Below are 14,765 nucleotides of genomic sequence, written 5' to 3'. Positions count from 1 at the left end.
TTAGTTCAGCGCTTTGCAGTTATCGACTTTGTTCAGCATCGTCGTGTAGAACAGAATCACAGTTTGATCTGCAGGAGAGAAGTTACGCTTTGTTGAGCCGTCGGCGTTCACCATGTTGTACATGTACGTGTTCACGAAACGATAAACCGAAGGAGTCACACGCAGAGTGGAGTTGCAGGAGTAGTTCTTGTAAGTCACTGTGATACCTGCGTAGTAGTCACCACCATTGTTCGTGGAATTCTGGCTGTCGCCGATGTAGAAGTTGTTGCCGCCGCTGTTTGGATTGTCGCCGTAGCCAACCTGGAAGCTCACCGTCCAGCCTTCGCCGTGACCATCAGTTCCTACGATAGAGCAAAGGTTGCCTCTGCAAGCCACGGCCATTTCGTTTTCGATCTTTCTCTGGATCTCTGCTTCTGTGTAATGTGGATTTGGACGAGGATCGTAATCTGGGCTGCCACCATCGAATTCATCAGCGTGGACAGTAAGGGACATTGCTAGTGCTACAAGGGCAGCGCCTAGGAACTTCAATTTCATGCTCTCTCCGGTTTCTTTGTGACTTGTCAGGGTCCTGTTACGTTCTGTTACTTCCTGACATGGTTTTTTGAAAGTGAGCGAGTTTTAGTCGTATTTTTTTTATTCCGCCAGCAGAGACACACTGCGCGTGTAAAGAATTCTTCAATGATATCAAAGGGTCACATCACCCGAATGGGTTATATGATACTTTAGCAATTTCGCATTGTTAGATTCTTAACAATGCTCGGCTGCTATTTGAACTGGATTTTGATCGTGGTTTTACGTGTTTAGCGAAACATTACAAAACTGGCAGAAAATTTCGCAGATTTTTGCCTAAACAGGAGGCTGTGGAATAAGCCTGATTTTCGGGGGTTAGCCCTTACGGGGGAGAGAGCATTTTTTTGAGTTCTGCGGACGGATCTTTGGCTTTTTCTAGGCCGCGACAGGCCTCAATGAAGGAAAAATAGCTGCGATCCCTGAGTTCGTACAGCTTTTCGAAGTCACTCAAGTCCTGCATATACGTGCGATACACCAGCAAGCGGGCATTGTTCAGCTTCGCATCGGCGAATCTTTTATAGCTTTCCGTCTTCAGGCGCGGCACCACTTCAGCCGAAAATTTACTCTGAATTTGCTGTATTCGCTGCGTGCGTTTTTCTTCGGATCTTTCACTGGATGGAAGTTCCTTGTACCACTTTTCAAGTGCATCCAGTTCAGCCGAAATAAACTGCGAAAAGACTTTGCTGTCGTCGTTTTCAGACTGAATCAACTTCAGTGTCGGCGAGTCTGCACCTTCTTTTTTCAAATAGAAAAGCTCGGCGCCTTTGTTGCCCAGAAACGTGGCCAGGCGTTCGTTGAAGTCGGCGGAATTTTTGATGTACAGAGTGGCATGCACAGTTTCATGAATGATCGTGTTCACCAGATCATAGTCATCATAGCGAAGCATCGAACTTAAAATCGGATCATTGAACCAGCCCAGCGTGCTGTAGGCTGAAACGCCGCGCATGTAGGTGTCGAGGTTGTCCTGCTGCAGGGACTTTTCCTCTTCCTTGGCGTCGTCTTCATTGAAGTAACCTTTGTAAGGCATTTTTCCCATGAACGGATAAGACCACTGGTGATGTTTCAGTTCCCACTTGGGGGCGGCGCTGACCACGTAGGTGACATAGGGGCGGCCCAGTTCTACGTAAGAGGTGTAGTTCTTGGTGGATTTCAGATGCAGTTCGGTTTCGGCAAAGGTGCGGGCTTCCTGCGCAAGCTTCAGCTTTTTCTTTTTGCCTTCATCCAGGTTTGGATCTTTCAGAGCTTCATCGACAGGAATGCGGCTGTTTAGCAGCTTCATCTGCCCATAGCCCGACTTCATCAGATAGCCCATCTGACATCCGCTGTTCAGCGTGGCGACGGCAAGAAGTGTCAGGCCAAGTTTCAGCCTCATAATGCCCAGGTCACACCGGCCCGGATGGAGCTGTCGTCCGTTTGCAGGCCGTCACCGATCGGTGTCTTCCATACGTCATAGCTCAGTTTGATGCCCAAAGATTCAGTGACTTTGATCTTCAAGCCCACGCCATAGCTGGGAACGGTGACGGATTCAGGTTCGATTGTGTAAGTGTCCTGACCTTCGATTTTAATCTGCTGATAGCGGCTGATCTGCGCTCCGCCGCCTTTGATGTAAGGCTGGAACAACGCGGTTTTATCCGCAAAAACCAAAATCAAATCCGCCCCCAGGATCTGGGATTTTTGTGTCGTTGTACGGCGGGCGTCGGATGGACTGGCTTTTTCTTCACGCAGGCCCGTGGCGTCGGTGTAGCTCAGTTCCAGAGCCAGGCGCTCCAGGAAATACAGGGACAGCGAACCTGTGATGGATTCAGAGTCAAAAGAGTTGTCTTTGTCGAAGGTGGTGGTTTTTCTTCCGTAAGACAGGCCCAATTCTGTGAACATGGCATAAGCGGGCATAGAGGTCGAAATCAGAACGGCCAATAGGGTCAGGGATAAAAACTTCTTCATTCCCACATAGTAGCAAGGTTGAGTGGCGAACGACATGAATTCGGCCACACTCTGGACTAAAGCTCCTGGACCGGGTACAACTAAAGTATGGCTGACAAGGTTTTAAAATGCGGGCTTCCCTCTGACGAGAGCGAGCTGAAAAAGATTCTGACCCCTGAACAATATCGCATCATGGTTGAAAATGGCACTGAACGTCCGTTCCAGAATGCCTATTGGAATCATCATGAGCAGGGCATTTATGTCGATGCGATTTCCGGAGTGCCGCTGTTTTCCAGCGACGACAAATTTGATTCCGGTTCGGGCTGGCCCAGCTTCACGCATCCGATTTCTGCGGATGCGGTGAAAGAGATCGCCGACTATTCCCATGGCATGACTCGTATCGAGGTGCGAGCGTCGTCGTCGAATTCCCACTTGGGGCATGTGTTTGATGACGGACCGGAGCCAACGGGACTTCGTTACTGCATCAATTCGGCGTCGTTGAAATTCATTCCGCGGAAAGCTTAAGTTCTGAGCAGACCTCAGCATTTAATCCCGCAAAAAAATAAAAATTAGTCCATACTGGTGAAATGAAATTCATCGGATCTTTTATTGCTTTCATGTTGTTGGGTTTTCAATCGCAAGCGCAAGACTGGCGCACGGCCACCCGGGACAGTGCACATCTGGCGCCAACCCCTCAGGAAGAAAAAGGCGCCGTGGTTCAGGTGTATGCGGCCCGCACGGTCAGTTGGCGTGGCTACTTTGCCGTTCATTCCTGGATCGCGACCAAGGCCAAAGATGCCGATCACTATAGGACCTATCACGTGATCGGGTGGCGAGTGAAAAGAGGTTTGGAGGCTGTTCGCATCGAGGCGGACATTCCGGATCGTCACTGGTTTGGTGCCAAGCCCGAACTGATCGAAGACCTGCGGGGTGCCGAGGCGGAAGCTGCCATTCCGCAAATCGACAAGCTGGCGCGCGATTATGCCTACAAAAACACTTACCGCGCTTATCCGGGCCCGAACAGCAACACCTTTATTTCCCATATCATCCGCAACGTGCCGGAACTGAAGGTGGAACTTCCTCCGCACGCTATCGGCAAGGACTGGATCAATCAGGCGGACATTGTCGGCTGGAGTGAATCCAAGACCGGCGTGCAGTTTTCCTTGTTTGGAATGCTGGGGCTGACTGTGGGCTTGGGCGAGGGTGTTGAGCTGAATCTGCTGGGCCTGAACTTCGGGGTTGATTTCATGCGACCGGCATTGAAGCTGCCGATGGTTGGCCGGGTTGGAATGAGCGACAAGCCTTAGTCGTGATCTTTAGTTGCGGTTCACCAGAGCTGGTGGGCTGTAGCGCACAGTGAAAGAAAACACGAGGTGAATGTAGCCATCCTCTTTCAACATCTCTTGCGGCGGATTCGGGAAGATGCGGGCTTCCTTGAAGGCATTCACCGCCGCCATATCAAAGTTTTTGATTCCTGAGCTTTTCATAATCAATGCCGAACGCAGATTGCCGTTGCGATCCAGAATAAATTCAGCCTGAGTCACCCAGTTGCGGTTCCCGGCGTTGATGCGATCAATGCGATCGAACTGATCGATGGCCTGCTGCACGCGGGTTTCCCAGCGGTAGCGGATCAGCTCTTCCACTCTGGCATAAAAAGTATAAAACAGATATCGGTCTGTGTTCAGGGCGGTGAATGAGCCGACCTTCACATCGGTGGGCAGGGATTCGCCGACGGAAGAAAAGCCGTCATTGTAGCGTTTCATTTCGGCCAGTTCTTTGGAAATATCCACATTGCGATAGCCGTCTTTGTCGACATCCTCGGTGTTGTGCTGCTGTTTTTTCTGTTCAGCCACTTTTGGCGGGGCGGACTCGGGTTTGTTCACCGCACTTTCACGGTTGCTGCGGTTTTGGGTCATACCGGATTTTGCCGCCTGAGTTTCTTCTTTCACGCGCTGTTTTTGCTCAGACAGAAAGCGCGCCAAAGTTTCATCCTCGGGCAGTTTCATTTTCTCCGGCACCACCGCCTGGCGTACCACGGAGCGGTCTTTGGGTTTCAGGGCATTGAAGATTTTCTGTTCGTCGGAAAGGGTGACTTCGATTACCTCGGGTTCTGGCAGTTGCAGTTTGGGCGCAAGCCAGATCAGGCCCACGATGACCAAAAAATGGAACATAAAACTGCAGAGAATCGCCCTAATGACTGCCATTGTCTCATTTTAAGCCGAAACTGGACCTTTGGGCAAGACGGCTAAAGTTGAAACACATTCTGCCGATAAGAAATGAGTCAACAGGGGGAAAAATGGGGAAAGTTCTCGATATTACGCCACGCCTAAGATCTCAGAATTCTTTGGAAAACAAGGGAATTGAGGTCCGCGCGGAAGTTCTCGACATTACAGAGGCCCGCCAGGAAATTTTGAGCCGGGACCGTCGTGACGTAAAAAGAACAATTTTAACTGAATTCGTGGGAGCTTTTGTCGTACTTCCTGAAAAGGGCCTTTTGAAGGCCGCGCTATACGACATTTCGGAAAACGGTTTGGCTTTTGATCTGGAGCTGGCTGAAGGCGGCTTTGTGGCCGGGGATGAAGTGGCGATGCGAGTGTATTTGAATCACTCCACGTACTTCCCATTCACGATCACTGTGTCCAACAGCCGTGCCATCGAAGACGAAGGCGTTGTTCGTCATGGTGCCGGTTTTGTCAAAGGCACGATGAATGATGTAGCGCTTCATCACTTTGTGAAGTTCATCGAAAACGTCAGTGCGAGTCTGAAAACAGATTCCGGCGACGTTCTTGTTTCTCACATCTCCTGATAACCTGTCCTGATATTATGAAAGTGGCAAAGGCCCGGTGATTTTTCGCCGGGTCTTTTTATTTTTTGGGACGCCGTTTTGCGTGGACTTTGGTCCTGCGATTTGTTGCAATTTAGCTGTGAAGTGTTTGCAGCTGAAAACAGTTTGCAGCACGCATGGACTATAACTACGGAGGGTGTCCATTGAGCAAAGCTAAGCGCAGAAAAATTGTTGTCGATACGAACGTGATCCTTTTCGATTCCCAGGCAATCCTGAGATTCGGTGAGGCTGACGTACACATTCCTATCTCTGTTATCGAGGAAGTCGACAAGTTCAAACGTGACCAGGGTGAAAACGGTCGAAATGCGCGTCAGTTCAGCCGCTTTATCGACGTTCTTCGGTCCAAGGGCTCATTGGCCAGCGGTGTTCAGATCGACAACTCCGAAACCATGGTATACATCAACACGGATCTGATGCTGGCAGGTATGCCGTCAGAGCTGGATCATCAGAAAGCGGACAACCGTATTCTGAACACAGCTTTGGCTTTGCAAAAGCAGCACCCGCGCTACAAGGTTGAGCTGATCACCAAAGACATCAACCTGCGTATCAAGGCGGATGTTTACGGTGTCATTGCCAATGACTATGATGCCAACGATATCAACCGTGATGATCTTTACGAGGGTTATCAGGAGATCATGGTGTCTCCAGAGCAGATTGATGCCTTCTATCGCGAAAAACGCTTCATCACAGACGTGAAACTTTATGGCAATCAGTACGTGATCATGAAAGATGCGGCGAACCCGAATCATTCTGCGATTGGTCGTTACAGCCTGGCGGACAAGGCCATTGTTCCTTTGATGCAGGCCGCTGATTCCATCTGGGGTATTCATGCCCGAAATGTCGAGCAAGCCTTCGCATTGGACTGTTTGCTGAATGATGAAATCATGTTTGTATCCCTGGTGGGTAAAGCCGGTACGGGTAAAACATTGATGGCGATTGCCGCGGGTCTTCATAAAACTTTGGATCAAGGGCAGTTCCAGCGTTTGCTGGTGTCCCGTCCGATTTTCCCTATGGGACGCGATATCGGTTACCTGCCTGGTGACATCGAGCAGAAATTGAATCCTTGGATGCAGCCTATCTTCGATAACGTCGAATTTTTGATGGGTGCGGACAAAAAAGCAGCGGGGCGTGCGCAAGAATTGATCAATCAGGGGATGCTGAACATTGAGCCTCTGACTTACATTCGCGGTCGCAGCATTCCGAAGCAGTACCTGATCGTCGACGAAGCACAAAACTTGACTCCGCACGAGATCAAGACAATTGTTACGCGTGCCGGTCGAGGGACAAAGGTTGTCCTTACGGGCGACGTCTATCAGATCGATAATCCTTACGTGGATTCCGCGAACAGCGGTTTGACCTATGCGGTTGAGAGATTCAAGGGCCACCCAATTGCGGCCCATGTGACTCTGACCAAAGGTGAAAGATCTGAGCTGGCCGAGCTGGCAGCAAATATCTTGTAGGTTTTTAGGAGTTTTTTCATGGCTGAAGTGATTGATGTAGGATTTGAAGCAAAGGTAACTGTGCAAGTGACGGACAAAATGATCCAGCAATTTGCGGAGCTATCCGGAGACCACAATCCAATTCATTTGAATGATGAATACGCATCAAAAACCCGTTTTGGTCGTCGTATCGCTCACGGTATGATCGTCGGCGCTCTGATTTCCAGAGCGCTGGTTGATGGTATCGGTCAGGGTGGTATTTACCTTGCTCAAAATATGAAATTCGTTAATCCGGTATTCGTTGATGATACGATTGTTATCACCATCAAAATCACCGGTTTGAGAAAAGAAAAAGGCATCGCGACGGTTGAAACGAACGTGGCGAAGGTTAATGGTGACGTTGTGGTTAAGGGTGATGCCGTGATCATGATGTCTACGACTGGCCCTGCCGGCATATGAGCGGAGTCTTCCATCTGGTCTACTTCAGCAAGGCCGCCGAGGATCTGAGCTACACGGACATCCGTGAGATCCTCGAAGTGTCCCGAAGAAACAATGCCCGCCTGGGCATTACGGGTCTGCTGATTTTTCGTGATGGATATTTCGTTCAGCTTCTGGAAGGGGACGAGGCTCCGGTGCGCAACGTACTGACTGCCATCCGTGACGATGATCGAAATTATTCCGTCAAAGTTTTGATTGAAGCCATCGGGGCAGAACGTCTGTTCCCGGACTGGTCCATGGCATTTCATGACGGCGATATCACCACAGCATCCAGCGAGCATCTGGTGGAATTGTTTGAATCAGTATCCGCCAGTGATCTGAGCAAGCGTGCGCTGATCATGCCAATCCTGAAAAAGTTCCGCGCCTCCGCCCCCGAGTTAAAATAAAAGGTTCCTGGTTCTTTTTTAGTCCCACTGTGCGTTGTAAATGAACATCATAGAAAGGATTCCCTGATGAAAACACTGCTGAGCAAACTGATTGCACCTAGAAATTTCAATACCAAGATGGATGATTTTGCGCTGACTGTACTGCGCGTGTTCATTGGTCTGACGATGGCATTCTCTCACGGTTTGGGGAAAGTTCCTCCGCCAGAGATGCTGGTGGAAGGTGTTCGCTCTATGGGCTTCCCGGCGCCGGAATTCTTTGCATGGTGTGCGGGCCTGGCTGAATTTGCCGGGGGTATTTTGCTGGCGTTGGGTCTGTTGACTCGTCCGGCAGCGGCTTTCATGGTGTTCACGATGGTCGTAGCCGTCTTTGGTGTGCACGCCGCCGATCCGTTTGTGAAGAAGGAAATGGGTCTGTTGTACCTGTTCACGGGTTTGTTCTTTGTGTTGCACGGGGCGGGCCGCTGGTCCGTCGATCACCTGATCACGAAAAAGAAGTAATTCCTGATTCAAGGGAAACAAAAAAGGAGCTGCAAGGCTCCTTTTGTTTTTGTGGAATCAAAGCACTTCCAGCAAACGGCGTTTCAGTTTTTCTTTAAATTCCTTCACGTCGACCGGCGCCTTGAGCAGTTGTTCAAGGCTGATCATCACCTCCGGTGGGAAGCCGCAGGGACGAAGCCCTTGGAAGGCCTTCTCATCAAAAGTCAGATTGATGGCCGCTCCGTGGAAGGCGACCCATTTGCGCACACCCACGCCAACAGAGGCGATCTTGTGATCTTGCACCCAGACACCCGTGTCATCGGCATCATGGCGGTTCAGGTTTTGTTTGGCCGAAGAGCGACCTTCGATGCCGTTGAGTCCATAAGTTTTCAACACGTCGACAATGGCGTCTTCAAACACTTTCAAGTAAGGATTGATCTCGCGGTCTTTGCGACCCTTGCGGGTGTGGGAAAGATTCAAAATCGGGTAGATCACAAGCTGGCTGGGACCGTGATAAGTGGCGCGGCCTCCACGAGTGACTTCCACCAGCGGGCCTTGCCAGGCAAAGATATCCTCGGCCTGAGTGGCGCGACCCACAGTCACCACCGGAGGATGCGTGCAGAACACAAGAAAGCCCGGAAGGTCTTCGTTATGCACCTTTTCCACCAGGTCATTTTGTTTTTTTAAGGCCTCATCATAGTTGATAAGTCCCCAATCCTGAAAAATCAGATCAGCCATATTTTGTTTGTGCCACTGATTTAGGTCCAAGTCATTCTTTCTCTTCAAAGGTCCAATTCAGAAAGCAGTGTGCAACCTTTGGACAGCAATTTCATTCGAGGTGTAAACGCACTAGTCACAAAAATTTCAAAATGAGATTCGCTTGAGAAGCGGCGGAGGATACCGACAAAATGGTTTCAAGGAACACAAAAGAAGCAGGGAGAGGGTATGAAGAATCTAGGACTGATGAGCACATTGATCGCAGCGATCGCTCTGACTGGATGTCTGGACAATGGCGGCGGCACCGAGGTGAAACAAGACCTCAACAATGGTGACTTCAGTGTGATCACTGAGCCGGAAACAGGCTCTGGTGGCGGCTCCAGCGGCGGCAGCAGCGAAGAGGGCAGTACCGGGGGCGACAATGGTGGCGGCACTCCAGCTCCTTCCGAACCGGATGGTTTTGACATCAACAAAGGCGCTGTTCTGACTGCTTCCACCACCCTCAGTCTTGATTTCTATCCTCCGTTCCACACGGCTTACACCAAGGTTTCTGAAAATGAATCCTGCGGCGGCGGTGCTTGGGTGGACTATGCGGACTCTGGCACCTTGCTAAGCTCAAAGACCAATCAGAATGTTCCTGTCAGCGTGCAGTTCCGCGATCACGACGGACGCACAAGTTCCTGCTATGTTCGTCATATCTATATTGACCAGATCGGTCCGGACATCGTGTTTGCAAAATATCCTTCCGCTCCGGTTGAAGAAGGCCTGGATGTGGAACTGATCTTCACCGTGACGGACGCGGGTGCCGGTGTGGCCTCTGTGACTTGTTCTATGGGCACTTCCACCAAAGCCTGCGCTGCTGGTCAGAACAAGATCGTTCTGCCAAAGCTTGCTGGTGGTGATTACACTCTGAAAGTTTCTGCAAAAGACAAACTGGGTCATGCGTCTGAAAAATCCATCTCTTTCAAAGTGTCCTCCATGTACAAACAGATGGTGAACAATGTGAAAGTGAACGAATACCAAAAAGTGGATATTCTGTTCGTGATCGACAACTCGGGTTCCATGGAATACGAGCAAAAAAGCATGGCGTCCCGAGTTCGTAACTTCCTGGATGTGGTGAAAGGTCTGGACTGGCAGCTTGCCGTGACCACCACCGATCCAGTCCACAAGACCCTGGGTGATGGTCGCTTGGTTCCTCTCTATAACAAACCGGGGCAGTATATTCTGACGTCCTCCATGAACGACGCTGAAGCCCGCACAACATTGAGCAACACTTTGCAAAGATCTGAAACCGGTTCCGGCAGTGAGCAGGGTATCTTCGCTGCTTACCGCGCCATCGAACGCTCGATGACGGCCTCTGGTGGCAACGCGAACTTCATCCGTAACGATTCCCAACTGGCGGTTGTGGTGATCTCGGACGAAGATGAATCGGCCAACGGTCCTAAGAATGATCCTGCAAACTTTGTGAAGTTCGTGGCCGACAGCTTCGGTTCCCAGAAAGCCATGAGCTTCCATTCCATCATCGCGCGTCCTGATGATCAGGCGTGTTTGAAAGGTGAAGGTTATTCTGCCGGCTTCCGCTATGAGCAGATCTCCAAACTGACCGGCGGTGTGATCGGGGACGTGTGTGCATCTGATTATGCAGCCCAAGTTCAGGGCATCGCCGAAGGTGTGCGCAAGACTTTGAAATCCATCACCCTGACGTGCGCGCCGGTTGTGGATGCCATGAGATCCATCCTGGTTCTGAAAGATGGGCAGGTTTATGATGGCACTCGCAAGATGGAAGGACTGAACCTAGTCTTCGACCAAATGCTGCCACAAGGAAACTACGAAGTTTACTACTCATGCATTAAGTAAGCTACGGTTGGTGAAAAGGGCCCAATCGACTGCGTTGTCGGGCCCTGTCCTCGCTCCGACGTGCTTGGAGCACGCCTCCGCTGCGGTAGGACCCTCCGCCTTGCGCTTGAACCCTTTTGACCAACCGCTGTTCCAGGTGGTTGGTTTTTTGCGTTTTCGGGGTTCGGGGGGGGCTGGCGCTGCGCGCGCCGCGGTTTTTTTGGCTGGCCCTTTCGGGCGCCGCCTTTTGGGAGAGCGCTGGCGCTATCGCGCGCCGCTTTTCGTGCAGAGCTATTTTAGGATTTGGTTTAGGGCTGTGGCTACTTCGGCGGATTCGTTGATGACTCGTTGGCTGATGGCTGGGTTTTCCAGGAAGTAGCCGAAGGCTCGGATGATTTGGGTGTTTTTTTGGTCGGGGCTTACGTTGGACAAATCATAAGCTGGGTTTTTGTAGGCGTGGGTATTCCACAGGCTTTCAAGGTTTAGATCTGTGCGGTTTCTTTCCAACCATACTCTTGCTGGCTGGGCTACGTGGCAACTGGCGCAGTCCATGTTTTCTGGGTTGAAGCTGTGCGGGTCTTCGGCGCGGTGGATAGCGCGCAGTTCTTTTCTTAGCAGGTCTTCGTTGCCTACTTTCATGCGGGCGGAATTGCCGATGACTTTGTTGAAAGAATCTTCTCCGGTGGCTTCCGGGGAAATCAGGCCGCGTTCGAAGTGGTCTGAAGGGACTGCGAAGTTGACGAAGGCTTGGGCTGATCTGTCTACGCGTGGGATCTTCATCAATTTTAACTGACCATTGCGCACTTCAAAGCCTTGGAAGGACCACATGTCGCCGGCGCCTCGTACCACCATTGCGGTGATGCGGGTCAGGTTTACGGGGCCTGCGTATTTGCGCACGATGTGGTTGAACTCTAACAACGTTGGAGATTTATCGGCTTGTACGGCCCATGCGGGGTGCACCTGCAAAGGCAGACCTTTGGTTTCGACTTTGTTCCGGGCTTTCCACGCCATCAGATCCTTTGTCAGGGAATCAAAGTCGGCGTCGGTTAGCACATAAAAACTGTGAAGGGCGGCATCGACCGTTTGCACGCGGTTGTGGAAGCCCGGTTCCAGCGGTTGCCATACCAGGCGGATTTGTTTTTGGCAGGATTGTGGGGTTGGCAGGGGGAAGCACGGGTCGATGCGCACGGCAATCACACGCAGGGATGTGGCTACGTCGTTTTCACTCATTACCGGAGTCAGTGGGGGAATCGTTCCCATGAAGGCCGGATTCAGCAGCGGGCCGCCGCGGCCGGGGGTGTTGATACCCATCAGATTGTCGTCGCCAAAACGGACTGGCAATGGCATCAGATAAGAGACGTCATTCAGGTCCCAGGCGGCGGTGGCCTGAAGACCCAGGAACAGGGCAAAAACGAATGCGAATTTGGCTTTCATGCGACGCAAATTTCCATTTTTGATGCGCCAATTCAACAAGATTCCCATAAAACGCCGGGCCAAGGACCTAATTGAAAATGAATTAAACGCGCTTCGTGTTATCATGGGTTTTTACGGAAAGGTGCGGAATGAAACTTCAGGGCGGAATCAATTTCAGGGACATGGGTGGGTATCTGACAACGGACGGCAGACGGGTTAAAAAAAACCGTCTATATCGTTCCGGCTCCCTGTCTCGTTTGACGGCTGAAGACTGTGCTCAGTTGGAATCTCTTGGGGTGACTGATATTCTGGATTATCGCGATCTGAAAGAGTCCGCCGCCGACAAAGATGTGGTTTGGAATGGGGCTCGGTATGAATGCCATCCGGCCAATCCGGAATCTCACTCTGTCAAAAACGACAATCACGATTTTTGGGCCGATGAAAACCTGCGTGTGATTCCCCATGACTTTATGGAAAGCCTGTATAAGCAGCTGCCTTTTGCCAATCGCGCTTATCACAGATTGTTTGAACGTGTGCAGCCCCTTGAAACGGGCGCGTTGGTTCAGCACTGTGCTGTCGGTAAAGATCGCACGGGTGTTGGTTCGGCTTTGATGTTGTTGTCTTTGGGAGTGTCCCGTGACGCTGTTTTGGAAGATTATCTGCGCACCGAGCAGACCCTGCAGCCGTTCCGGGAACAAGTCTTAAGCAAAGTTGAATCCAAGCTGTCCACCAAGGGGCTTGAGAACCTGCATTACCTGATGTCAGTAAAAGAGAACTTCCTGGGTTCGGCCTTGGATGCAATTCATGAGCGTTACGGCAGTATGGATCGCTATTTTGCCGTCGAATATTCCCTGACCCCTGAAAAGCTCGCCGCTTTGAAAAAGAACTATCTGGAATAGTCCTCTTTAGGGTGGTGATCCTATTTCAGGATCACCACGATGTTGGGTTCGCTGACCACGATGAGCTTTCCGTCTTTCGAGAACGTCATTCCTTCGTATTGATCTGGAAGCAGTGGAAGATCTGTGGTGCTGACCACCTGTCCCTGACGGTTCAGTCGCATCACGCGGGAAGATTCGTGGCTTAGCAGCAGCAACTGGTCATTTTTATCGTCATAAATGCACGCCGACAGATCGCTCATCACGTGTTTTAGAATCTTTTCGGTATCGAACGGTTCTTTCACACCCAAAGCCGCAGCGTCGGCGATGTCATTGCCATGAGAAGGGCGGGTCCATTCAAAGATGCGCTTGGGCTTTTTCTCCTGAACGGCATAGAACGTGTTGTGTTTCTTTGAAAAACATACTCCTTCCAGTCCCTTGTTGTGCTTCGCTGGAGCCGGAAGTTGCATCATTTGCACATCGTCGCGGGAGTCGCGAACATCCACCGTCGTTTGAACCTCATCAATTTTCAAAATCAGCACCTGGTTTGATTCCGTGCTGATCGCATACTGATTGTTGCCCAGATATACGATGTCTTCGGTGTCTGCGTCAGTCAGATTGGTCATGCGGATCGTGCGCACGGGTTTGGTAAAGTCGGCTTTGTATTCAAAAATATTTCCTGAATTGTTCTGAATCAGAAAGTAAGAATCACTGTCGTAATTGTATGTGATCCCGGAAAGATTGCTGCCGACCTCGGGCAAAGCTTTTTGGACCGAAACTGTTTCGGCTGCGAAAGCAGATGTGGATAAGGACAGCAAAGTGGCCAGAACGATTTGAGTTTTCATGAATATCTCCCGCGCGGAATTCTTAACCTGAGACAGTAGGGCCTGAAAGAATATTCTGACTGAGTTTCGATTTTGTAAAGATTTAAACAGCCCCCCTTTAGTCCAGTTGGCTTTTTCCGAAACTGGAGGGGCAAGTTTGTTCGTTTCAACCAAGGAGTGCGTTTCAATGATCTCATCCCTGATTCAAAAAACAGTGCTGTTGGCTGCCACGGTGTTGACCCTGGCCGCTTGTTCGCAGGAAGGCCTTATTAAAGGGGCGGCCCTTTCCTCCAAAATCACCCAAGGCGACGTGTATGTTTCTCTAAAAACTCAGGTGGATTCCAACAACCTGCAGATTATGAGCGTGCAGTTGCCGATTTATAATCCGGAAAACCCAGTGGAGATGCTGGGAATGCTCAATGTCTCGTCCCTAGTGCCGGGGATTACCGATATCGATCTGGTATTGAACTTTTCTCGGGTGACCAAGATTCCCGCTTTGCAGGCGGAAAAAGGTTTGCCCAACGGAACCCTGTTTCCGGTCATGGGAGTGAAGGCGGAAGAATGGTATTCGATCCCACTGAGCGACAGTCGTGTCTCGAAGCTATATCTGAATCTGGATTTGCAGGCTCCCAAGGTGGTGCTGGGGTATGCCTTGGGTACGGATTCTCTCAGTGCCGGGATCGTCGCGAATCTGTTCACCGGGTTTAGTGCTCAAGGGGTGACGGGTTACGGAGGAGTTTACAGCGGACTGTTGCCTGGTCAAAGCGGGGTGGCGGTGTTTGCCGATGTTAGTTCTATCCTGAAATCATCCGCGCCGGGTGTGGTCTTTGTTGATCGCACATCGAAAAGTCGACAGAATAAAGTGGCTGAAAAACTGATGCAGTTGAATCAGCGCAAGTCCTTTTTGCGCGTTCGCTAGAAAAGCACTGGCGTTAAAAACAAAAAAAAGCCGACCCCTGCAAGGT

Annotated in this window: 17 protein-coding genes; 10 read left to right on the top strand and 7 right to left on the bottom strand. The window is 50.7% G+C overall.

Annotated features, from left to right (window positions below; translation table 11 throughout):
* From B9G79_RS14700 to B9G79_RS14690, 3 genes are all read right to left on the bottom strand, one after another.
* Complete coding sequence (locus tag B9G79_RS14700) at positions 1-534, bottom strand: protease (RefSeq protein ID WP_088566173.1); 534 nt, start codon at positions 532-534, stop codon at positions 1-3.
* A gap of 358 nt (positions 535-892) precedes the next feature.
* Positions 893-1,942 carry an aminopeptidase gene (locus B9G79_RS14695; protein ID WP_088566172.1) on the bottom strand — a complete coding sequence of 350 codons (1,050 nt, stop codon included), beginning with the start codon at positions 1,940-1,942 and terminating at the stop codon, positions 893-895.
* Complete coding sequence (locus B9G79_RS14690; RefSeq protein ID WP_088566907.1) at positions 1,939-2,511, bottom strand: outer membrane beta-barrel protein; 573 nt, start codon at positions 2,509-2,511, stop codon at positions 1,939-1,941. The genes B9G79_RS14695 and B9G79_RS14690 overlap by 4 nt, the downstream gene beginning before the upstream one ends.
* Before the next feature lie 87 nt (positions 2,512-2,598).
* Here B9G79_RS14690 and msrB point away from each other — a divergent pair, with 87 nt between their 5' ends.
* Positions 2,599-3,015 carry a peptide-methionine (R)-S-oxide reductase MsrB gene (gene msrB / locus B9G79_RS14685; RefSeq protein ID WP_088566171.1) on the top strand — a complete coding sequence of 139 codons (417 nt, stop codon included), beginning with the start codon at positions 2,599-2,601 and terminating at the stop codon, positions 3,013-3,015.
* A 62-nt stretch (positions 3,016-3,077) separates the two neighbouring features.
* The gene (locus B9G79_RS14680) at positions 3,078-3,797 is read left to right on the top strand and encodes a DUF3750 domain-containing protein (protein ID WP_088566170.1); all 720 of its coding nucleotides are present in this window, start codon (positions 3,078-3,080) and stop codon (positions 3,795-3,797) included.
* 9 nt (positions 3,798-3,806) lie between these two features.
* Here the strand turns inward: B9G79_RS14680 and B9G79_RS14675 are convergent, their stop codons facing one another.
* The gene (locus B9G79_RS14675; RefSeq protein WP_088566169.1) at positions 3,807-4,694 is read right to left on the bottom strand and encodes an energy transducer TonB family protein; all 888 of its coding nucleotides are present in this window, start codon (positions 4,692-4,694) and stop codon (positions 3,807-3,809) included.
* Positions 4,695-4,786: 92 nt separating this feature from the next.
* Between B9G79_RS14675 and B9G79_RS14670 the strand changes: the two genes are divergently transcribed.
* From B9G79_RS14670 to B9G79_RS14650, 5 genes are all read left to right on the top strand, one after another.
* Complete coding sequence (locus B9G79_RS14670; protein WP_088566168.1) at positions 4,787-5,296, top strand: PilZ domain-containing protein; 510 nt, start codon at positions 4,787-4,789, stop codon at positions 5,294-5,296.
* Positions 5,297-5,451: 155 nt separating this feature from the next.
* On the top strand, positions 5,452-6,795 hold the full coding sequence (locus B9G79_RS14665; protein WP_088566167.1) for a PhoH family protein: 1,344 nt from the start codon (positions 5,452-5,454) through the stop codon (positions 6,793-6,795).
* Between the two features lie 18 nt (positions 6,796-6,813).
* A complete protein-coding gene (locus tag B9G79_RS14660; protein WP_015089911.1) occupies positions 6,814-7,233 on the top strand; it encodes a MaoC family dehydratase in 420 nt (139 codons plus the stop codon).
* Positions 7,230-7,658 carry a BLUF domain-containing protein gene (locus B9G79_RS14655; protein ID WP_088566166.1) on the top strand — a complete coding sequence of 143 codons (429 nt, stop codon included), beginning with the start codon at positions 7,230-7,232 and terminating at the stop codon, positions 7,656-7,658. Before B9G79_RS14660 ends, B9G79_RS14655 begins: the two co-directional genes overlap by 4 nt.
* Positions 7,659-7,724: 66 nt before the next feature.
* Entirely contained in the window at positions 7,725-8,156 is a 432-nt protein-coding gene (locus tag B9G79_RS14650) for a DoxX family protein (RefSeq protein WP_088566165.1), read from the top strand.
* 57 nt (positions 8,157-8,213) lie between these two features.
* Here the strand turns inward: B9G79_RS14650 and lipB are convergent, their stop codons facing one another.
* On the bottom strand, positions 8,214-8,873 hold the full coding sequence (gene lipB / locus B9G79_RS14645) for a lipoyl(octanoyl) transferase LipB (protein WP_088566164.1): 660 nt from the start codon (positions 8,871-8,873) through the stop codon (positions 8,214-8,216).
* Positions 8,874-9,080: 207 nt separating this feature from the next.
* Here lipB and B9G79_RS14640 point away from each other — a divergent pair, with 207 nt between their 5' ends.
* Positions 9,081-10,709, top strand: a complete 1,629-nt coding sequence (locus B9G79_RS14640; protein WP_088566163.1) for a hypothetical protein — start codon at positions 9,081-9,083, stop codon at positions 10,707-10,709.
* Positions 10,710-10,979: 270 nt separating this feature from the next.
* Here the strand turns inward: B9G79_RS14640 and B9G79_RS14635 are convergent, their stop codons facing one another.
* Positions 10,980-12,122 (bottom strand): hypothetical protein, encoded by a 1,143-nt coding sequence (locus B9G79_RS14635; protein WP_232468718.1) that lies wholly within the window; start codon positions 12,120-12,122, stop codon positions 10,980-10,982.
* Positions 12,123-12,250: 128 nt separating this feature from the next.
* Here B9G79_RS14635 and B9G79_RS14630 point away from each other — a divergent pair, with 128 nt between their 5' ends.
* On the top strand, positions 12,251-13,000 hold the full coding sequence (locus B9G79_RS14630) for a tyrosine-protein phosphatase (protein ID WP_088566161.1): 750 nt from the start codon (positions 12,251-12,253) through the stop codon (positions 12,998-13,000).
* A 20-nt stretch (positions 13,001-13,020) separates the two neighbouring features.
* Here the strand turns inward: B9G79_RS14630 and B9G79_RS14625 are convergent, their stop codons facing one another.
* Entirely contained in the window at positions 13,021-13,821 is an 801-nt protein-coding gene (locus B9G79_RS14625) for an SdiA-regulated domain-containing protein (protein WP_088566160.1), read from the bottom strand.
* A gap of 166 nt (positions 13,822-13,987) precedes the next feature.
* Between B9G79_RS14625 and B9G79_RS14620 the strand changes: the two genes are divergently transcribed.
* Positions 13,988-14,719 carry a hypothetical protein gene (locus B9G79_RS14620; protein WP_088566159.1) on the top strand — a complete coding sequence of 244 codons (732 nt, stop codon included), beginning with the start codon at positions 13,988-13,990 and terminating at the stop codon, positions 14,717-14,719.
* Positions 14,720-14,765 lie beyond the last annotated feature (46 nt).

It is taken from the genome of Bdellovibrio bacteriovorus (genome assembly GCF_002208115.1).
Lineage (GTDB): Bacteria > Bdellovibrionota > Bdellovibrionia > Bdellovibrionales > Bdellovibrionaceae > Bdellovibrio > Bdellovibrio bacteriovorus_C.
The sequence above is the reverse complement of the archived record's forward strand: the minus strand, read 5'-3'. Positions and strand labels throughout refer to the sequence as shown.